The sequence below is a fragment of the Streptomyces sp. NPDC028368 genome (assembly GCF_055565615.1).
Genome location: NZ_JBVHTY010000009.1, coordinates 325,874 through 345,028 on the forward strand (window position 1 = coordinate 325,874; position 19,155 = coordinate 345,028).

The 19,155-nt window shown below is 70.3% G+C and carries 13 protein-coding genes; 10 read left to right on the plus strand and 3 right to left on the minus strand.

Annotated features, from left to right (window positions below; translation table 11 throughout):
- Nucleotides 1-32 precede the first annotated feature (32 nt).
- Entirely contained in the window at nt 33-224 is a 192-nt protein-coding gene (locus ACZ4S3_RS22815; RefSeq protein ID WP_384386597.1) for a DUF397 domain-containing protein, read from the minus strand.
- On the minus strand, nt 221-1,078 hold the full coding sequence (locus ACZ4S3_RS22820) for a helix-turn-helix domain-containing protein (protein WP_467936976.1): 858 nt from the start codon (nt 1,076-1,078) through the stop codon (nt 221-223). Before ACZ4S3_RS22820 ends, ACZ4S3_RS22815 begins: the two co-directional genes overlap by 4 nt.
- Nucleotides 1,079-1,222: 144 nt before the next feature.
- Here ACZ4S3_RS22820 and ACZ4S3_RS22825 point away from each other — a divergent pair, with 144 nt between their 5' ends.
- The 8 genes from ACZ4S3_RS22825 (at nt 1,223) to ACZ4S3_RS22860 (ending at nt 12,745) form a co-directional block, all read left to right on the plus strand.
- Complete coding sequence (locus ACZ4S3_RS22825) at nt 1,223-1,669, plus strand: ATP-binding protein (protein ID WP_467936978.1); 447 nt, start codon at nt 1,223-1,225, stop codon at nt 1,667-1,669.
- A gap of 70 nt (nt 1,670-1,739) precedes the next feature.
- On the plus strand, nt 1,740-3,935 hold the full coding sequence (locus ACZ4S3_RS22830; protein ID WP_467936980.1) for a hypothetical protein: 2,196 nt from the start codon (nt 1,740-1,742) through the stop codon (nt 3,933-3,935).
- On the plus strand, nt 3,932-4,204 hold the full coding sequence (locus tag ACZ4S3_RS22835) for a hypothetical protein (RefSeq protein ID WP_467936982.1): 273 nt from the start codon (nt 3,932-3,934) through the stop codon (nt 4,202-4,204). The genes ACZ4S3_RS22830 and ACZ4S3_RS22835 overlap by 4 nt, the downstream gene beginning before the upstream one ends.
- Complete coding sequence (gene grpE, locus ACZ4S3_RS22840) at nt 4,201-4,788, plus strand: nucleotide exchange factor GrpE (RefSeq protein WP_467936984.1); 588 nt, start codon at nt 4,201-4,203, stop codon at nt 4,786-4,788. The genes ACZ4S3_RS22835 and grpE overlap by 4 nt, the downstream gene beginning before the upstream one ends.
- Before the next feature lie 48 nt (nt 4,789-4,836).
- Nucleotides 4,837-7,347, plus strand: coding sequence for an Hsp70 family protein (locus ACZ4S3_RS22845; RefSeq protein WP_467936986.1), 2,511 nt, complete (start codon nt 4,837-4,839; stop codon nt 7,345-7,347).
- Between the two features lie 113 nt (nt 7,348-7,460).
- Entirely contained in the window at nt 7,461-9,260 is a 1,800-nt protein-coding gene (locus tag ACZ4S3_RS22850; protein ID WP_467936988.1) for an AAA family ATPase, read from the plus strand.
- The gene (locus ACZ4S3_RS22855; protein ID WP_405745459.1) at nt 9,257-10,582 is read left to right on the plus strand and encodes an McrC family protein; all 1,326 of its coding nucleotides are present in this window, start codon (nt 9,257-9,259) and stop codon (nt 10,580-10,582) included. The genes ACZ4S3_RS22850 and ACZ4S3_RS22855 overlap by 4 nt, the downstream gene beginning before the upstream one ends.
- A 27-nt stretch (nt 10,583-10,609) precedes the next feature.
- A complete protein-coding gene (locus ACZ4S3_RS22860; RefSeq protein ID WP_467936990.1) occupies nt 10,610-12,745 on the plus strand; it encodes a UvrD-helicase domain-containing protein in 2,136 nt (711 codons plus the stop codon).
- Between the two features lie 74 nt (nt 12,746-12,819).
- Here the strand turns inward: ACZ4S3_RS22860 and ACZ4S3_RS22865 are convergent, their stop codons facing one another.
- Nucleotides 12,820-14,484 carry an N-6 DNA methylase gene (locus ACZ4S3_RS22865; protein ID WP_467936992.1) on the minus strand — a complete coding sequence of 555 codons (1,665 nt, stop codon included), beginning with the start codon at nt 14,482-14,484 and terminating at the stop codon, nt 12,820-12,822.
- Between the two features lie 147 nt (nt 14,485-14,631).
- On the opposite strand from ACZ4S3_RS22865, the gene ACZ4S3_RS22870 reads away from it, so the two are divergent.
- Together ACZ4S3_RS22870 and ACZ4S3_RS22875 are read left to right on the plus strand one after the other, a co-directional pair.
- Nucleotides 14,632-16,302: a TIGR04141 family sporadically distributed protein gene (locus ACZ4S3_RS22870; RefSeq protein ID WP_467936994.1), complete on the plus strand. Its 1,671-nt coding sequence runs from the start codon at nt 14,632-14,634 to the stop codon at nt 16,300-16,302.
- A 1,145-nt stretch (nt 16,303-17,447) separates the two neighbouring features.
- Nucleotides 17,448-18,575 carry a hypothetical protein gene (locus ACZ4S3_RS22875; RefSeq protein WP_467936996.1) on the plus strand — a complete coding sequence of 376 codons (1,128 nt, stop codon included), beginning with the start codon at nt 17,448-17,450 and terminating at the stop codon, nt 18,573-18,575.
- The last annotated feature ends 580 nt before the right edge of the window (nt 18,576-19,155 follow it).

A 19,155-nucleotide genomic window follows, 5' to 3' on the forward strand; every position in this document is an offset into this window, starting at 1 on the left:
CCGCTGAGCAGCGGACGGCGCCCCTCGACGTATCAGCGCTCCGACGCGAACCGCACGAACCGTCCCCACCCGTCGCGACCGACGGCAAAGGCCGGACGCGCCACGTCCTTGGAATCCCTTACGTGGACGGCCTGTTCGGCGATTGCGATCTCGACACAGTCATCGCCCTGACTGCCGCTGTAGCTGGACTTGAACCAGAACAGTTCCGCCGTACCGCTCGTCATCGCTCTCCTCGCAGTCTCTCCAAGAGGGCCCTGGTTTCCTGTGGATTGAGGGCCTGCGAGCGCAGTGTGTCATAGCGCTGGTGGAGGAGGCTCACCTCATTCGCGTCGGTGATGAGTCGGCCGCTCTGCTGCCCTTCGGCGTATCCGACCCGCCGCCGCTCCGGCGTCTCCAGCAGTCGCACCGGTCCATCCAGGCACGCGTGCAGCGCCGAGTCCAAGGGAACCACCTGCAAGGTCACGTTCCTCCGGGACGTCAGCTCCAGCACGTGATCGAGCATCCCCCGCATAGCCTCCGCGTCCCCGAACCGCCGCCGGAACACATGCTCCTCGACGATGAAGCTGAACAACGTCGTCGGCCGTTCCACCAGCATCCGCTGCCGTTCCGCCCTCGCCGCCAGCAGCGCTTCGAGCCGTTCGTCCGTCACCACCGGAATCGTGCCCTCGAACACCGCCCGCGCATACGCCTCCGACTGCAACAACCCCGGCACCAGCCGACACTCGTACGTACACAGACTCACCGCCGTCCGCTCCAGCCGCGCCCACTCCCGAAACCACGCCGCCAACCCCACCTCCCCCCGCGACAGATACGGCGCCGCCCTCCGCAACGCCCCCGTGTTCCCCGTCGCCTCCTCCCCCCGCTCCACGAACAACTCGTCCGGCATCCGCCGCCCCAGCTCCACCGACTCCACGGTGTGCTTCGAGAACCGCACCCGCTCCCCGAACTCCACCCGGCTCAGCCCCGCATGCTCGCGCAGCGCCTGCACGACCGCCCCGAACGTCCGCAGACTGTCCGACGGATGCGGTTCCCGTTCCCCCTCCGAGAACGCACCGGCCCCTTCTCCCACGATCGCCATCCGCCGCCCCTTCCCACCGCACGGTCAAACGCACTCAGCGTGACGGCGCACGCCCCGTACTGTCCACCCTGCGTGCCCGTACGGTGACCTCCCGTACGGGCCTCGCCTCTCGCCGCCCCGCCCCGCGCGGGCCACGCTGACCCCATGAATCACCCCGCACCCCAACTCACGCCTTACACCCGGACGTTCCGGCAGCAGTTGTCCTCCACCCGTCGCGGCGCACGTCTCGCCCGACTCCTCGCCGTCATCGAACTCCACGCCTGGGGCCTTCCTCCGGACATCACGGAACGTGCCGAACTCGTCGTCGCCGAACTCGCCGCCAACGCCGTCCTGCACGGCCGTGTCCCCGGCCGCAACTTCGAACTCGCCCTGACCTGCACCCCGTCGCCACTCCCCGGCCGCCTCCTGATCGAGGTCTCCGACGCCCGCGGCGACCGCCTCCCCCGAACCGCCGACGAGGACCCCGACCTCTCCGCCGGCGGCTGGGGCCTGTCCCTCGTCACCCTCCTCGCCGACCACTGGGAGACCGTGCCACGCCCGCCGGGTGGCAAGACCGTACGAGCGGAACTGGCCACTCCGTCCGGTATCTGACGGTCCGTTGACCGAGCCAACAGGCGCCACATAAGGTCAACCGCGCACCACGTGCACATGGGGGACCTGCTTGAACACCACCGACGCCACCCACATGCTCCGTCAGGCCGAACTCGATTACGGCACGGGTAATTTCGCGCGCACGCTCAACCTGCTGGACCGGATCTCCACAGACCGTCCCGGCCTCCCCGAGGACGACCGCGCCTCCTACCACGCACTGCGCGCCCTGCTCGCCGAACGCGCGGGCAACTGGCCCGAGGCGGTCCACCGCTGGCTCGCGGTGTTCGGCGGCACCCCGCCCACGAGCGGCGAGGACCAGCCCTGCGACATCGGCTGCGACTGCGACGTCCGCACCGTACTCGACACCCCGGACGCCACGTCCGGCGAGACGCCTTGCCTCTGCTGCCCGGCACACGCGCTGTGGCGCCTGGTGTGGCAGGCGGCCCGCCAGGGCGTGATCGGCGAGGTCCTCGACGCCGTCCCCGACCCGTCCGGGAACCGCCGCACCGCCCTGGTGCACGCGCTCGCGGTCGGCACGCTGAGGTCGCTCACCCAGAGCGAGAAGGTCGATCCGGCTCACGCGGTCTTCGCCATCGCCGTCTGGCACCTGCTGCTCGACGACGAGGACCCGCTCGGCTTCGAGAACCTGGTGACCGCCCGGCGCGGCACCGCCCTCGGCGCCAAGGACTGGCAGTCCGCGTGCGACACGCTGACGAACCGGATCCGTACGGCGTTCCGGTCCGTCGACGAACGCGACGGCCATGACGTCCTCGACGGCTGGGACACCGTCTGGAACGTCGAGGCGTACGAGTACAGCGGCGAGCTCGTCCGGGGCGAACGCGCCTATCTGCGGATGGAGGAGTGCTTCGGCAGCTGCGGAGACGCCTTCGACTGCCGGTGCCCGGTCGACACCTGGCAGCCGCCCACACCCGGCACCACTCCCCCGTGCCTGGGGCTGCTGCTCGGCGGCCGGCCCTGGGACGGCTCACCCGTCACCGTGGACAAGGCCGCCGAGCAGTTGGAGGTTTTCGGCGAACACCGCGCACTCCTCACCGCGTACACCCGCCGTCACGGCGAACCTGCCACCTGGCAGGCGGGGTCCGACACCCACAAGGCCTGTGCACCACTCCTCGCCAAGGCCCTGGCCGCCAGGGCACACGAGCAGTTCGAGAAGGGCGCGTGGCAGGACACTCTCGCCGACCTCACCTCGGCCGCCCGCCTCGGCTACGTCATCGACCATGGGCTGCACAAGATGGTCCGCAAAGCCGGACTCAGCGCGGGCCAGGACGGCAACGGCTACCAGCGGGCCACGCTCGTCCAGCGCATTTTCTGGCTGGAGTCCGCGCACGCGCTCGCTCCCGATGACACCGCCCTCGCCAAGGAGCTGGCAGCCGCCCTGGTCCGGCGCGGCACCGAAGCGCTGGGGACGAAGGACAGGAATCAGGGCCGTGCCCGCTTCCAGCGGGCGCTGTGCGTACGCCCCGGCGATCCGGTGGCACAGGACGCGCTGGACGCGCTGGATCTCGCCGACATCGCTTCCGTCGTCACGGGAAACAGGCGGGGCAAACAGCCCGGCCTGCAACGGGTCGGGGAACTTCTGCACCGCGGGTTCCGTGCGGAGAACCCGGCCGAGGATCTGCACGAGGTGTACTCCTGGTACTGCGACCGGATAATTGAACGGACCGCGCGGAAGGCGCTCGACGGGAAGAAGAGCGAGGCCCGTCGGGTCCTGCGGCAACTGCGGAAGGTCCGCCCCTCCGAGGACGAGTGGGGAGAACAGGTCGACGACGGTGACATCGCCCGCCTCCTGCACGACACGGCCGTCCGGCAGCTCGGAGCACGGTCCGGCGACTACACCCAGCAGGTGCCCCTGCTGCTCTCCGCCGCCGCGTCCTTCGCACAGCTCACCGGGGCGGAGGCGGAGTGGCAGGCACTGGAGATCGTCGTGCCGTTCGCCGGGGAACTGGTCGACACCGGACGCTGGTCCGAACTGATCGACCTCCAGGTCAGACTGCTGATCACGCCGGGCCGCTCCGCGGCGTACGACCAGCTTCTTGCCGTCGCATACCACCGGCGCGCCCGCGACCGCCGTGCCGACGGCGACCGCGCCGGTGCCGTACGCGACGAACGTGCCGCGTCCGCGCTGGGGTTGGAGACCGGCCGGCAGACCTCCCTCCCGCTCGAACCGATGATGTTCCCCGGCCTCTTCGACTCACCTGGAACACCGGACCCGGACGACCCGCCGTACATCCAGGAGACCCTGTGACCGCGCACTCCCGCACACCGATGCCCTCCTTCGGCCCCACCGTGTTCGAGCTCCTTCCGCATGCCCGGCTGGGCATCGGCCAGGGGGACCTCGCGAAGACGGCGGGCGTGGCGGTCTCCCGAGCCCGCCGCGCACGGGACACGGACCGCGAGCGCGCCCTGAAGGCCGCCCACGACGCGGCCCGCACCCCGGGCGACGCCCTCGTCAGCGAACTGCTCACTCCTCCCCTCCCGGCGTCCGCCGCTCCGAAAGGTCCCGCATCCAAGTGACCACTCCCCCGCCCGGCACCGACGAGCTGCGCAAACTGCGCGTTCGCGTCGCGGCCCTCTCCCGCAAACGCGAAGAGGCCGTGGCCCAACTGACCGACCTCCTCACCGCGTTGCTGCCACTCGACGATCTCCTCGCCGACACGGCACACCGGTCCGAGCAGTTCGGCCGCTCCGGAGCAGGCCGGACCGGACAGTTCGCAGCCGCCGTGCAACAGCAGACGGACGCCGCCCACCGGATGCTCCGGGCCGAACTCGCCCGCCACGGCGTGCATCCGATGGACCTCATCGGGAAGATCCCCGACCCGGTGGAGGCACGGGCGACGGGCGTCGAACCGCATCCGACCGCCCCCGAGGGAACCGTCCTGCGGGAGACCGTCACCGGCTTCCGCCACGGGACCGACTGCCTGCGCCGTGCCGATGTCGTCCTGGCCGTAGCCGGGCCCGCGCCGGCCACCGAACAGGGGGCACCCGCCAGGACCTCCGACGGCGGGGCCACGCGGGAGCGCCGGAACCAGCCGCGCCGCACCAGCCGCGCCCGGCGCCGGCAGCCGCTGCCTCGCAAGACTTCCAAGCGCCGCCGCTGAACCCGCTCCACACCACCCTTCCCGTCCCTGCCACCCGAAGGCCACGTCATGCCGTACCGCACACTCGGAATCGATCTCGGCACCACCAACTCCGTCACCGTCTGGATGGACGGCGGCGTGCCGGTGGTCCTCCCCAACCGCCACGGCGAGCAGGCGACGGTGTCCGCCGTCGGTACAGGCGCCGACGGGTCCCTCCTGGTGGGCAGTGAGGCGCTCGGCGTGCGCGACCACCTGCCCGGCTCCGTGATCACCGAGGTGAAGCGGCTAATCGGCCGCCGCCACGCCGACGCCGACGTCCAGCGGCTGCTCGACGAGCGGCCCGCGGACGCACCGCCGGTACGGGTGTCCACGGACGGCGGGGTCGAGATCCAGCTCGGCGCCCACTGGCTGACGCCCGTACAGATCTCGGCGATCCTGCTGCGACGGCTGCGCACGGACGCCGAGAACACCGCCGGCGAACCCTTCCCGCGAGCCGTGATTACCGTCCCGGCGTACTTCACAGAACCGCAGTACGCGGCGGTGCGGGAAGCCGGGGAGCTTGCGGGCTTCACCGTCGCACGGATCCTGCCCGAACCGACCGCGGCGGCCCACGCCTTCGGGGTGGAGCGCCTCGTCGAGGATGACGACGACATGTGCTCGGTGCTCGTGTACGACCTCGGCGGCGGTACCTTCGACGTGTCCCTGCTGGTCATCGGGTCGGGGTACTTCCAGGTGTACAAGCTCGGCGGGGACAAGTCGCTCGGCGGGGCCGACTTCGACTCCGCGCTGTGCCGGATGCTCACCGAGAAGCGGCTCGGCGGCCGTGACCTCTCCGGGACCGGCGACGCGGCACGGATCCGCGCCGCCGCCGAACGTAACAAGATCGAACTCTCGGATGTCACCGCAGCGGAGATCATCCTCGCGCCGCTCGGAAAGAACGGCGGCTCCTGGACGGGAGAGGTCACCCGCGACGACTTCGAGGAGCTGATCGGCGCCGAGATCGACCGCACCCTGGAGCTCACCCGCGGCGTGTTGCGCGACGCGTCCAGGACGACCGAGGACATCGACAAGGTCCTGCTCGTCGGCGGCTCGACCCGTATCCCGCTGGTCCGCCGCCGCCTGGCCGAACTGTTCGACGAGGAGAAGGTGCACAGCGGAATCGATCCCATGTCCGCCGTCGCGCTGGGCGCCGGCATCGAGGCCGGGCTCGCGTCCGCTCTCGCCTGCCCCTCCGAGCCGTGCCTGACCACCGGGATCCCGCTCACCGAGAGCGCCTGCCCCGACTGCGGCACCTCTCTGCTCGGCACGGCGACGGTCGACTGTCCCGGCTGCCATGTGCCCGCCGCCGAGGGGACCACGAGCTGTCCGGTCTGCGACGTCAGCCTCTCCGGGCTGCGGGCGGCCGCCCCCGTCGCGTCCCGCACCGCGTGCCCACACTGCGGCTGCCCGGAAAACTCCACCTCGGCCTCCGTGTGCCAGGACTGCGACCAGCCGCTGGATGCCGGGGGCCTGAAGTGCCCCCGGTGTCAGATGGTCAACGCCTCCGGTCTGACGGCGTGTTCGGCTTGTGACGCACTGTTCCAGACCGACCAGCCGGAGCAGGTCACCGCCCAGAACCTGGGACTGGCACTCGACGACGGCACCGTCGCGGTCCTCTTCACCGCCGGAACGCCGTACCCGACCGACTGGCAGAACATCGAGAACCTTCAGATCCGGCCGGACGGCACCACCGCGCTGACCTTCCGGATCGTCGAAGGACCGCACGAGAAGTCCCACGCTCGCAACGAGTTCTGCGGGGAGCACACGCATGTCTTCGACAGGGGCACTGACAGCGTCGAGCGGCTCACACTCCGGGTACAACTGGACGAGAACCGCACCGTGAACCTCGCCTACCGCATCGGCGACGGCGAGGAGCTGGGCGCGCGGCTGCGCCGCAGCGCCGTCGCCGACGGCATCGGCCGCGACGCCTCTCGGCTCCTCGACGTGATCCGTACCCATGGCGCCCATTTCGGCGGCGGGCTGACGGCGGCGGAGCACAGCGTCTTCGCCGAACTGACAGAGCAGCTCACCGCGATCGTGCGCGGTGAACCTCTCGGCCGGTCCCTTGACGGATTCCTCGACGAGGCTCGCGACACGGTGGAGACGTGCCGGGACGCCCGCGGCTGGTCGGCCAACGCGTCCGTCGCCGCGCGCCGGGGCCGGGAGCTGGGCCTCGGCGCGCCGGCCGAAGAGCTGGCCGACGCCCGGCGCGCCCTGGACGCGGCACGCGAGCGGTTGGATCTGCCCGCGATGCGGGCAGCGACGGAGCACGCCCGCAGCCTGTGGCGGCAGCTCGACACGACCACCTGGCAGTCCATGCTCGCCGCCCACGACGCCGAGCTCGGCCGCTTCCCGGAGTCCGTACGCCGTCCCGTCCTGACCGCCTGGGACGACCTGCGCGCCGCGGCCTCTCGCGGGGACTACGCCGCCCAGGACGCGCTGCACATGAAACTGAACGAGCTCGCCGGTCACTCGCAGGCGCCTGCCCCGGCGGCGCGCAAGCAGCGGGACAGCGCCCAGGTGTTCCCCGAGCGCCGGTAGCCGAACGGGCGTGGTGAGCGTCCAGCACACCGAACGTACCGATTGACACCGTCAACACGTAGGCTGGAACGCACTTCGTGCCACCCGAACCACCCGCGTCCCGGAAGGTCCCCATGCCGCAGCTCCCCGACCGTCTTCCCGGCTTCCCGGACTTCCGGATCACCCTGCCCAAGGACGCCGGGGAGGCTCGCGGCTTCCTGCTCGCCGAGCCCGGCGACAACGGCTCGCACAAGTTCCTGGTGACCGCGGGTTCGGCGGTGTCGGCGGAGGACTGGCCGGGGCTGAGCGACTTCGCTCGCCGGCTCCGTTCCGGACTGCGGGAGAACGGAACGCTGGCCGACGGTCCCCGCCCCGGCGCCTGGACCGCGTCCCGCGACATCGTGTGCAACTCGCCGTCCGCCGCGGCCTCCCTGGTCCTCGGCTACGGAGCCACCGGCCCCGGTACCTGGCGCAGCGCCGAGGACGGGCACCGCCTGGGCGACTTCCTGCCGCAGAGCTGGCGGGCCCCGCAGAAGGCCTGGCTGGTGCGGGGGAACAACGTCTCCGGCCACAACCTGGTCCGCCGGCTCTGGCTGAAGGAGGGCTTCGTCTCGCTCGACGCACCCCACCTGCCGCAGGTGGACGAGCCCGACCCGACCAAGAGCGTGCTGCGCCGCTTCGTCGAGGAGGGCTACGAGGGCTCGGCGACGTACCACCAGAAGCGCGGTCTCGTCGACGAACTGCACGCCTTCTTCACCCAGATGCGGATTGGCGACACCGTCGCCACCCTCAGCGACGGCCTGCTCCACCTCGGGCGGATCACCGGCGACCTGGTGCAGTCAGGCTCCCCCGGCGGGCTCTCCAACCTCCGGCGCACGGTGGCCTGGCAAGAGACCGCCCATCCGTACGAGGAGCTGCCGGAGGAGGTGCAGCAGAAGCTCTCCGCCCAGCACGACGTGGTCGACCTGACCCCCGTCCTGGAACAGCTCACCGCGCTCACCGGCGGCCCGGGGACCGCGCCGGAGCAGGCCGGGCAGGTCCTGGAATCCTCCGAGCAGCGCGTCCTGACCTTCCCCGAGGTCACCGACGAGTTCGCCCGGAAGCTTCTCGTCCACGACCGGTCCTTCCTCGACGAGCTGCGTGAACTCCTCCTCGACGAGCGTCAGATGGTTCTCTACGGGCCGCCCGGCACCGGAAAGACGTACCTGGCGCTGAAGCTGGCCGAGTACTTCGGCGGCGGCCCGGAACAGGTCAAGATCGTCCAGTTCCATCCGTCGTACGCGTACGAGGACTTCTTCGAGGGTTTCCGGCCGGTCGAGGACCCCGAGACGCGGGAGGTCGCCTTCCGGCTGACGGCGGGACCGCTGCGGGAGCTCGCCGACACCGCCTCGCAGGAGGGCAACCGGCATGTGCCGCACTTCCTGATCATCGACGAGATCAACCGGGCCAATCTGGCGAAGGTCTTCGGCGAGCTGTACTTCCTCCTGGAGTACCGCAAGCGCTCGGTGCGCCTGACCTACTCCGGGGACGACTTCGGGCTGCCGCCGAACCTGTACGTGATCGGCACCATGAACACCGCGGACCGGTCGATCGCATTGGTGGACGCGGCGATGCGGCGCCGCTTCGCCTTCGTGGAGCTCTCCCCCCGCGTGGAGCCCACTGCCGGCCTCCTCACCCGCTGGCTGAAGCGCGAGGGCAAGGACCCCGAACCTGCCCGCCTGCTCGACGCCCTCAACACGGCGATCGACGACCCCGACTTCGCCATCGGCCCGTCCTACCTGATGAAGCCCGGCCTATACCGCGAGGGCGGCCTCGACCGGACCTGGCGCACCAAGATCCTCCCCCTCCTTGAGGAGCACCACTACGGCGAGGGCATCGACATCGCCGCCCGCTACGGCCTGGACGCGCTGCGCGAGCGGACCCGGCGGTCATGAGCGGGAACGCGGCGGGCGGCGCCGCCCTGGCGCACAGTGACATCCCGGCCGCGACCACCGACGGCAACGCGGCAGACGACGCGGGCCCAGCATGCAGTTACATCCCGGGCGAGATCACGCTGCGGGAGTACGGCGCCGCCTTGTCCGTACCGCTGGACGCGGCCACCGGGCGGGCCCTCGTCGCGGCGCGATTCCTCGACGCCGCCGCGCCGGACCCCGAGCGGCCCGGACACTGGAGACTGCGGGCCGGCCACCAGGTCGGCGCGGTCCGGCTGCCGGGCGGGACGGTCCTGCGGATCGCGCCCAAGACACCGGTGGGGCGGCTGTTCTTCCTGCTCGGCTTCAGCCTCGACCCGGCTGGCGCCTGGCGCGACAGCCGTGAGGGCACGGTCAGCACCGGTGCGCACGACGAGGTGGTACCCGCGCTCGCGTACGCGGTGGAACGGCAGATCGACGGCGCGCTGCGGCAGGGGGTCCTCCAGGGCTACCGGGAGGTGGCGGAGTCCGCGCTGGTGGTACGAGGCCGACTGCGGGAGGCCGAGCAGATCCGGCTCCACTTCGGCCGCATGCCGCCCGCCGAGATCGTCTACGACGCGTACACCGCCGACACCGCCGAGAACCGCATCCTGCGCGCCGCGGTGGAACGGCTACTGCGGCTGCCGTCCGTTCCTGGGCCGGTGCGGCGCCGTCTCGCCCACCAGCGAATCCGCCTCGCGGACGCCGGTCCCCTGGTCCGCGGCCAGGACCTGCCGCACTGGCAGCCATCCCGTCTCAACTCCCGCTACCAGCCCGCCCTGCGGCTCGCCGAGGCCGTACTGCGCTCCACCTCGCCGGAGCACCGGACCGGCCCGCTCGCCCTGGACGGCTTCCTGCTCGACATGCACCAGCTCTTCGAGGACTTCGTGACGGTCGCACTGCGCGAGGCCCTCCGGGAGTACGGCCTGACGGCGCGGCTGCAGGACGTACACGCTCTCGACCCGGGCGGCCAGGTCCGGATGAAGCCAGATCTGGTGGTGTACGGCGTGGACGGCCGTACACCTGTCGCCGTCGTCGACGCCAAGTACAAGACCGAGAAGTCCCACCGGGCCCATGGCTACCCGAACGCCGACCTGTACCAGGCGCTCGCCTACGCCACCGTGCTCGGCCTGCGCGAGGCGCATCTGGTGTACGCGGCGGGCCGCCTGCCCGAGCGGACGACCGAGGTCCGCGGCACCGGCGGTCTGCGGTTGTTCCAGCACAGCCTCGACCTCACCTCGGAACCCGCGGCGCTGCTGCGGACCTTCCGGGAGCTCGCCGCCCGCCTGGCCGGGCCCACCGCCTGACACCCACGGAAAGGGGGCCCACGGCCCATGCCCCGACTCGCCTTCGCCCAGAGCTTCTGGGACGGATTCGACACCCTGGAGAAGCCGGTCAGAGCCGGCGTCCGCAAGGCCATGACGAAGTTCCAGGCCCTGACCGTGGCCGAGCTCAACGCTGACAAAGGTCTGCATCTGGAGTCCGTGGAGAACGCCCGTGACCGGCGGATGCGCACCATACGGATCACCGACTTCTGGCGCGGCGTGGTCCTCGCGCCGGACGACGGCAGCGATCTCTTCCTCCTCGTCCATGTGCTGCCGCACGACGACGCGTACACCTGGGCGGCGAAACGCCTGTACAGCACGAACAGCGCCACCCGCGGCCTGGAGGTACGCGACGCGGTCGCACTGGACGAGCTGACACCGCTGTACGAGACGGCCTCCTGCAAGGCGCCGAAGCTGCTGTTCTCCGGCGTCTCCGACGGAGTCCTGTGCGAACTGGGCATCGACGCCCAGGTGTTGCGTGCAGCGCGCTCGATGGCGGACAAGGCGCAGCTGGAGGCGTTCGCTACGCTGCTGCCCGAGGACCAGCTGGAGGTCCTCCAGTACCTCGCGGAAGGATTCTCGCCGGAGGAGGTCTACCGGGACGTGGTGGCCGTGCGCCGCCCGGTGGACGCGCCGCCCGAGCCGGACGAGGACCTGGCCACCGTCATCAGCAACACCACCGCCCGGATCCGTCTCGTCACCGGCCCGCAGGAGCTGGAGGAGATCCTGGCGAAACCGTTCGCGGCCTGGCGGGTCTTCCTGCACCCCTCCCAGCGGCGGGTCGCCCACCGCACCTCGTACGGCGGTCCGGTGCAGGTCACCGGCGGCCCGGGAACAGGGAAGACCGTGGCCGCGCTGCACCGGGTCCGGCACCTGCTGGGACGGTCGCCGGACAGCCGGATCCTGCTGACGACGTACACCAACGCGCTGGCCGCCGGACTGCGCGACATGCTCGGTCTTCTCCTCCAAGGCGACGAACTCCTCCTCTCCCGGGTCGATGTCACGACCGTCGACGCCTATGCCAACGGCGTGGTGCGGCAGCACACCGGCGTCACCCCGAAGCCGGTGGGCGACCGCGACCAGCGGCAGCTCTGGGAGAAGGCGGTCAAGCAGCTGGATCTGCCATTCCAGGCCCGCTTCCTGGCGCAGGAGTACCGTCACGTGGTGCTCGGCCAGGACATCCGTGATCTGGACGGCTATCTCGCGGCGAGCCGGCGCGGACGCGGCACCGGCCTCGGAGCGGCCAGGCGCGGGCTCGTGTGGAACGGCGTCGAGTGGTTCGAGAAGCTGCTGCAGGAGCGCGGTGCCACCACCCACCTGCGGGTCTGTGCCCGGGCGGCCGATCTGCTCGCCGCCGGCCCGGCCCCGTACGACCACGTCGTGGTGGATGAGGCACAGGACCTGCACCCCACGCAGTGGCGGGTGCTCCGGGCCGCCGTCACCCCCGGACCCGACGATCTGTTCCTCACCGGCGACCCGCACCAGCGGATCTACGACTCCCGGGTGTCACTCGGCTCGCTGGGGATCGCCACCGCCGGCCGCAGCTTCCGGCTGCGTCTCAACTACCGCTCCACCGAGGAGATCCTTGTCTGGTCGGCGCGGCTGCTCGCACCGGTCAGCGTGGACGCCCTGGAAGGCGACGGAACCGACTCCCTGGCCGGCTACCGCTCGCTGCTGCGCGGCCGCCGACCCGAGGCCGCCGGGTACGCCACCCAGCCGGAGGAGTACGCCGCCCTCGTAGACCGGGTGCGGGCCTGGATCGGTGAAGGGCTCGCACCTCACGAGATCGGGGTGTGCGCCCGGTTCAACCTGGCACTGGACGCGGCGGAGTCCCGGCTGAAGGACGCCGGGATCCCGGTGGTGCGGGTGAAGGGGCAGGTCGCCGCGGAGACGCCGGGGGTCCGGCTGGCCACGATGCACGCCATGAAGGGGCTGGAGTTCAGGGCGGTCTCCGTGCTCGGGGTCACGAAGGGAACGGTGCCCTTCGCCCGCGAGATCACCCCGCTGGAGACGGACGCACCGCAGCACGAAGCCGACCTCCTGCGCGAGCGCTGCCTGCTCTTCGTCGCCTGCACCAGGGCGCGCGAGGCACTGTGCGTGACCTGGACCGGAAGACCGAGCGAGTTCCTGCCGACCCAGGTGTGAACGGGTGGCTCCGGGGCTGCGGGGCCCCGGCACTGCGGCGGCTCCGCCTCCCAGAGCCGCCCCGCCGGATGTCCTCAGTCCTCGGGTGCCAGAGCGCCGGTGGCGAGTCCGTCGCGGGCCAGCTCGGCGAGCCGGCGACTGAGCTCGGACACGGCCCGCATCGTCGCCTCGAATTCGGTGAGCTCCCGGAAGGCCGCACCGTAGCGGCGCTGTTCCTCGATGGCCAGCTGCGGAATCCTGGCGCCCTTGGCCTCCAGCCGGTAGGTGCCGGAGGCACTGGTGGCACGGCGGGTGTTGGCCGGGCTGCGCAGGAAGCCCTGGAGGTAATCGGTGTCGAGCTGGTCGCTGGCTGAGACCGGCTCCGGGCCTTCGTAGGTCACGAGGCCTGCCCGGAGGAGTTCGGCGACGCCCGCCGTGGCACCGTCGAGCGAGCCTGCCCCCGTACCGGGCCGCAGCTGAGGCAGCAGTGCGGCCAGCCGGTGCAGCTGCTCCTCCAGATCGCCACGGAGGGCCGTGAACTCGCCGGAGTAGTCGCGGTGCACGGCCTGGAGGTGGCTGCCCGGGGTGAGGTCGACCATGTCGTCGAGGAGACTGATCGAAGGGACGTCCACGACCTGCTCGGGGCGGGGGGCGAGGCTGCCGTCGGGGTCGTTGGCGGTGAGGTCCACCATCCGCACCGTGGCCGGGGGGACGTCGGCCGGCCCGGGACGACGCAGAGTCCAGAGGTGAACGGGGAGGGCGTGCGAGGAAGCCGTGCCCGGCGGCAGGGCGACAACCTGGGTGAGGATGCCCCTGCGGACCAGCTCGGCCCTGATCCTTCGCCCGGCCTTGCGGTAGGCGACCGAGGCGGGCAGCACGATCACGACGTGCCCGCCCGGCGCGGTGTGTGCGTAGGCGTGCTGCAGCCAGGCGAGTTCGCCCTCCGCCTTGGACGGGGTGCCGAGTTCCCAGCGTGGATCGAGAAGGAGTTCCTCGCGGCCCCATCCGGTGACGCCCACCGGAGGATCACAGACCACGAGTTCGGCCCGGAGGTCGGGCCATCGATCGTCGCGGAGCGAGTCGCCCGTCTCGATCCGAGTGTCGGGCATCGAGGACAGGGCGGCACGGAGCCTGGCGAGCCGCGCGGAGTCGGCATCGGCCTCCTGCCCGCGGCAGAGCGCCCCGGTCTGCCCGGCGACGGAGAAGAGCAACAGACCGATGCCGCAGGCAGGATCGAAGGCCGTCGCCCCGGGCGGCAGCGGCGGCGCGAAGTGTCGTACGGCGAGGGCCAGGCGGGGGGACGTCACCTGATCCGACCCGGCGCGCCGTACGGCGTCGGCGAACCGTTCGGTCAGTGCGTTCACGACGTCAACGGGCCGCTCGGTTTCGGCGAGTGAACGGACGCGCGCCACGGCTTCTCGCGGCAGGCGCAACCCCGGCAGCCGTCGACCGTGCGCTTCGGAGAGCAGCTCGGCCACATCGGCGAGTCCGGCGATCATGTCCTCTCCGTAGGCGGCCCGCAGCTCCTGCCAGACCTGGACCTCGACCGAGACCTCCTGCCCCTTCCGCTGCTTCTCCAACCACGCCTGGACTTCGGCCAGCGCGAACAGAGGGCTGCTCGCCCCACCTCCCGAGGGCGCGGGGAAGTCCTCGTAGCGGCGCCGCCAGTTGGACACGGCGGCGCGGGTGACGCCGGCCAGCCTCGCGATCTCTGATCCGGTGACGAGGGGGCCGGTGGCGGGGGCAGCTTGGTCCGACATGCGGCCACCGTACACGCAGTGGCATGACCACGAGAACACCAGTATCGCGTTGACAACGTACACAGATTCCTGTCATCGTTCTGCGTATACAGGTGAGACTTCGTCAGCCTTCTTGCACCGCCCCCGCAGACGCTCGGAGAACTTCCCATGGCCACCCACACCGCAGTCCGCACCGTCTATCGACTCCCCACCGTCTCCCCGACCCCCGAGGCGATGTTCGAGGCCCTCGACCACGAACAGCTCGACCGGCTGGGAGCCGAACTGCACCACCCCGTGGTCCTCGGCGTGCCCGCGATCTACCTCACCTACGGCAAGGAGGAGGCCGCCGACACCTGGTGCGCCCCCAACGCCCGTACCACCGGAATCACGGTCTTCGAACCCGTCCGCCGCACCGGAGCCCTGCTGCTCCTCGCCGTCGACGGCCAGGTCTACGCCGTGACCTGCGGCAACGGTTACCGCCTGGTTCCCGATGCCCTCAAGGACAAGCGGTTCGGCCTCTGCTTCGCCATCCGCATGATCGACCCCCGGCACATCAGCGGCGCCGTCACCAAAGCGCTCGGCCGGCCGCGCACCGACATCTCCCTGGTAGCCGCCGGCACCTCGGTCCCGGCACTCGGCATCCGCGACCAGGCACGGGTGGTCCGCCACCTCGGCGGCCACCTCGACGACGTCCCGCTCACCCGAAGCCGCCACGCCAACGGCCGGGCCTGCACCGCCCAAGGCGGTGTCGGCCTGCGGCTCCCGCTCGGCATCGAGCCGGCCGACCTGGTCGAGGACCTGCGCACGATCACCCGGGTCTGCCAGGACGACATCCCGCACCCCGAGCTGGAATTCGTCGACCACATCGTCCCGGTCACCGACACCGTCACCCGCGCCGCACTCGAAGCCGCCCTCGACCGTCTGCTCGGCGCCCCCGCCGACGGACGGATCTCGTCCTCCGTACCCCTCGACCTGCACGAGACGTACGCCGAGGCCACCGCATACCGGACCTGCATCGGCAGCACCGAGGCCTACCTCTGCGACGACTTCGACCTGGAGTACGTCCTCACCCGGGCCAGGATCCACCGCCCCGGCACCCGTATCGCCGCCCTGCGCGACGGCACGGTGACCCTCCACCGCGACCCGTCGCCCAGATCCTCCGTCCCGCTGGCAACCACCCACGCCCTGGACTGGATCCAGGCCGATGTCTCCCTCGGTCCACGGACGTACTGCCTTCTGGACGGCGACTGGTACGAGCTCGGCGCCTGCTACATCGACTCCGTCCGAGACAACCTGCGACAGTTGTTCACCGATGCCGCCGCGTACGGCCTGCCGCACTGGCCCGAAGGCGCGAACGAACGCGCCTACAACCGAGCGGTCTCAAAGGCCCGGCCCGAATGGCTGTTCCTCGACGGCGAGTTCATCAATAACCCCCTCAAGCGCACCGACCGGGTCGAAATCTGCGACCTGCTGACTCCGGACGGTACCCTTATCCTGGTCAAGCAGTCCGGCTCCTCCGGCTCCTTCAGCCACCTCCTCGGGCAAGCACAGGTCGCCGTCGAACTCCTCGTCAACTCACCTGAGGCGCGCTGCCAGTTCGTCCGCCGGGTCGCACGGGACAGCGACAGGAGAATCAGGCTGGCCGAGGACTTCACACCTCGTCGGCTGGTCCTTGCGGTCCGGCACAAGTCCGGAGCCACCTTCACGCCCGACTCGCTTTTCGCCTTCTCCCAAATCACGCTCCACCAGACAGCAAGGGAGCTCACCACACGCGGGGTAAGTATCGAGGTCGTTCCCGTGCCGACGGCAGCCGAGATCGCTCGGACCACCGCGGCGTAACGGCACCCCGCACCAACGGTCCATCGACGCTCGCCGAGGCAGGCGTGCGCTGCGTGCCGAAAACCTGCTCGTCGGGCTCACCCGGGGCACGAATCGTCTGGAGCCCTCCGAGAACAGGGCTGTGACGTCGGCGGTGAGGACTGCACGGCGATTGCCCTCTGAGCGCCTTGACCGGAATTCCCCTTGGGGGTCCCGGGCTGGCCAGCGCATACAGGAATGCGCCCCGTCCTTTGGTGGCGGGTCGTTTCACGACCTCGACGTCGAATCCTCGGGCGACTCCGTGCTGGAAGACGCTGTGCTGGTGCCGCTGTCGGCCCAGACCTTCGTTACGCTGGGATGCGAGACTGCGGGCTCGTCGAACAGGCGTCTCGTTCCCAGGCCGGTCCGGGCGGCTCGACAGGCCGCGAACATAGGCTCGATCAACGTCCGTGGGTATCCGAGACGTCACTGCGATACGCGCGTCGAAAACTCACGAAGCACGCAACGATCCACCCTTGCCTCGGTCACCGCTAATAGCTCAGACAGTCTGCAAAACAGATCAGTTGCCCCCGTGGGGGACGCCTGACCAGTCGGAATCAGCGTCCCGAACGCTCAGCGTCGCCTACCTGCAGCGTCCCGTCGATACCGGCCACCTCGACGGCGCCTGGCCTGCCAAATAGAGCACCTGGCACCCCATCAGAACGAGCGTTAAATTAGCGTCACGATGCCTCGGGGAGCGTCATTGCAGCGTAAAGATATCACCCATAACGCCTGCACCACACATAATACACATCAACAAAACCGCAGGTCAGACGGCCTTCGCGACAGGCTCCAGAATCGCCACGCACTCAACGTGCGAGGTCATGGGAAACCCGTCACGGCGGCCGAGGCCGGGAGAAATTGCAGGTCAGGCGGGGTTTTTCGGCTCAGCGGGCGGGCTGACAGGGGCCCGGAGCGTCAAATGAGCGTCAAGGCCGATGCGCACGTTGTCTGTCAGACGGACTGCGCGCGGCTGACCGCCTACACGAACGGCGGCACCCAAGGCATCCAGGTCGGGCGGAAGAATCCATACGGCGGACGCGCACCGTGCAGGTGATGCTCGCTCGCCCTATCTTGGCCGTCCGCCCGCAGCTCGTCGAGTGGAGGCCGGAGCCGTGAAGTACGCGTTGGCGGAGAAGCAGGCCGCCATGCTTCGAGAGATCGCGGCTGCGCCCGATGCTGTCGCTGTCCCACCTGGCGGTATTCACACCGCTTCGGCGCTGGAGAAGCTCGGACTGATCAAGAGGACCTGGCGCGGTGGCAGGCACGTCGCGGTCGTCACCGCGGACGGCCGCTACTACCACGGCAAACACCCTCGGGAGGTGCAGGCAGAGAAGGAGCGTCTGAAGGGAGACGCCGACCAAGCCGCGCGTGCCCCTGCCGACGGAGCCGAGCTGACCTCTCGGTTGCGTTCCGCCTCGGGGAAGATCATCGTCTCTGATCCCGCCCCACGGACACGGGGGCGGTGGCAGGCTGCCTATTACGACGCACTCCACCACGGTCATGTGCCGGAAGGACACAAGCTGCGGTGGTCCGGTAGGCAGCGAGGCGACAGCGTCTTCACGCTGGTCGACGAGGCGGCCGAGAAGGCGGCCCAGCCTCCCTCGGTGCCGGCCATCGACGTACCCCAAGGCGTGGACCGCCCTCACCATCTGGTCCGCGCGACGCGTATGGCCCTCGGCAGGTCCCAGACCGTGGTCGATACCCGCGGCAGGCCCGAGGTCGTTCCCCTGTACCTGTCACGTCCGCTCGTCGACCGCGCCTTGCGGATCGTGCACGCACTCCTGACCGAGGCCGAGAACCGCGGCTATACCGTAGGGCCGCAGACCGACCTCCACGGTGGTGAAGCCGTGCACACGGTGACCATCGTCATTCGTGGCCGGGCCTTCCCACTCGCCCTCACGGAACGAACGACCAAGGTCCCACACGAACTGATCCCACACGAGATCCGTCGGCAGCAGCGCACCCCCTGGACACGTCTGCCCAAGTACGACGAGGAGTTCAACGGGCGCCTCACGATCGGCGCGCCCGCCGGAAGCTGGTGCCAGTATTCGTACTCGTACAGTGATGGTGCCCGATGGACGCTGGAGTCCCGACTGGGCGCCTTCTGCGCGACCTCGAAGACCTCGCGGCGGAAGCCGAACGCCGGCAACGGGAGAAGGAGCTCCGCGAGGCCGAGGAGCGGCGCCGGTGGTACGCGGCCGTTGCGCAGGCACGCAAGCAGCAGGTCGAGCAGCACCGGGCGAAGGTCCTGATCGAGCAGGTACGGGCGTGGCATCAGGCTAAGGAAAGCCGCTCCTTCTGCCACGCCGCCCGTGGACGAGCCGACGACGCATCGATTCTGGTGGACGAGCTGGGATGCCTCCGATGGGCCGAGGCGTAGGCAGCACAGCTCGACTCCCTCCGCAGCCCCCTCCGGATGCCGCCGGACCCGTCGGCCAGTCGTGAGGCTCTGCGAGACTTGTTGAAGGTCGACGCCTACGCCCACCCGTGGCCGTTTGACGCCGAGGGCCACTGGACGCGCTCCGAAGAAAATCCGGCCGACCCGCACCTGACCCTGGCATCGCCCACACAACGCCTTCGCCCCGTCCACGGAGGACAGGGCGAAGGAACGTTCAAGCAGCCATGGTCAGCGGAGCGTCCAAACGCTCCCAGGCGCCGAGCACGGCCTTGTGCGCGTCCGGCTGCAGGTGCGCGTAGCGCTGAGTGGTCTGGAAGCTCTCGTGGCCGAGAAGGTGCTTGGGCTTGATGCGCTTTGACGGACATCTGAGATCAGGGGTTCTGCCCCGGGAGGATGTCCATCATGGAGAGCATGGGGAAGAAGAAGCCTCGGCC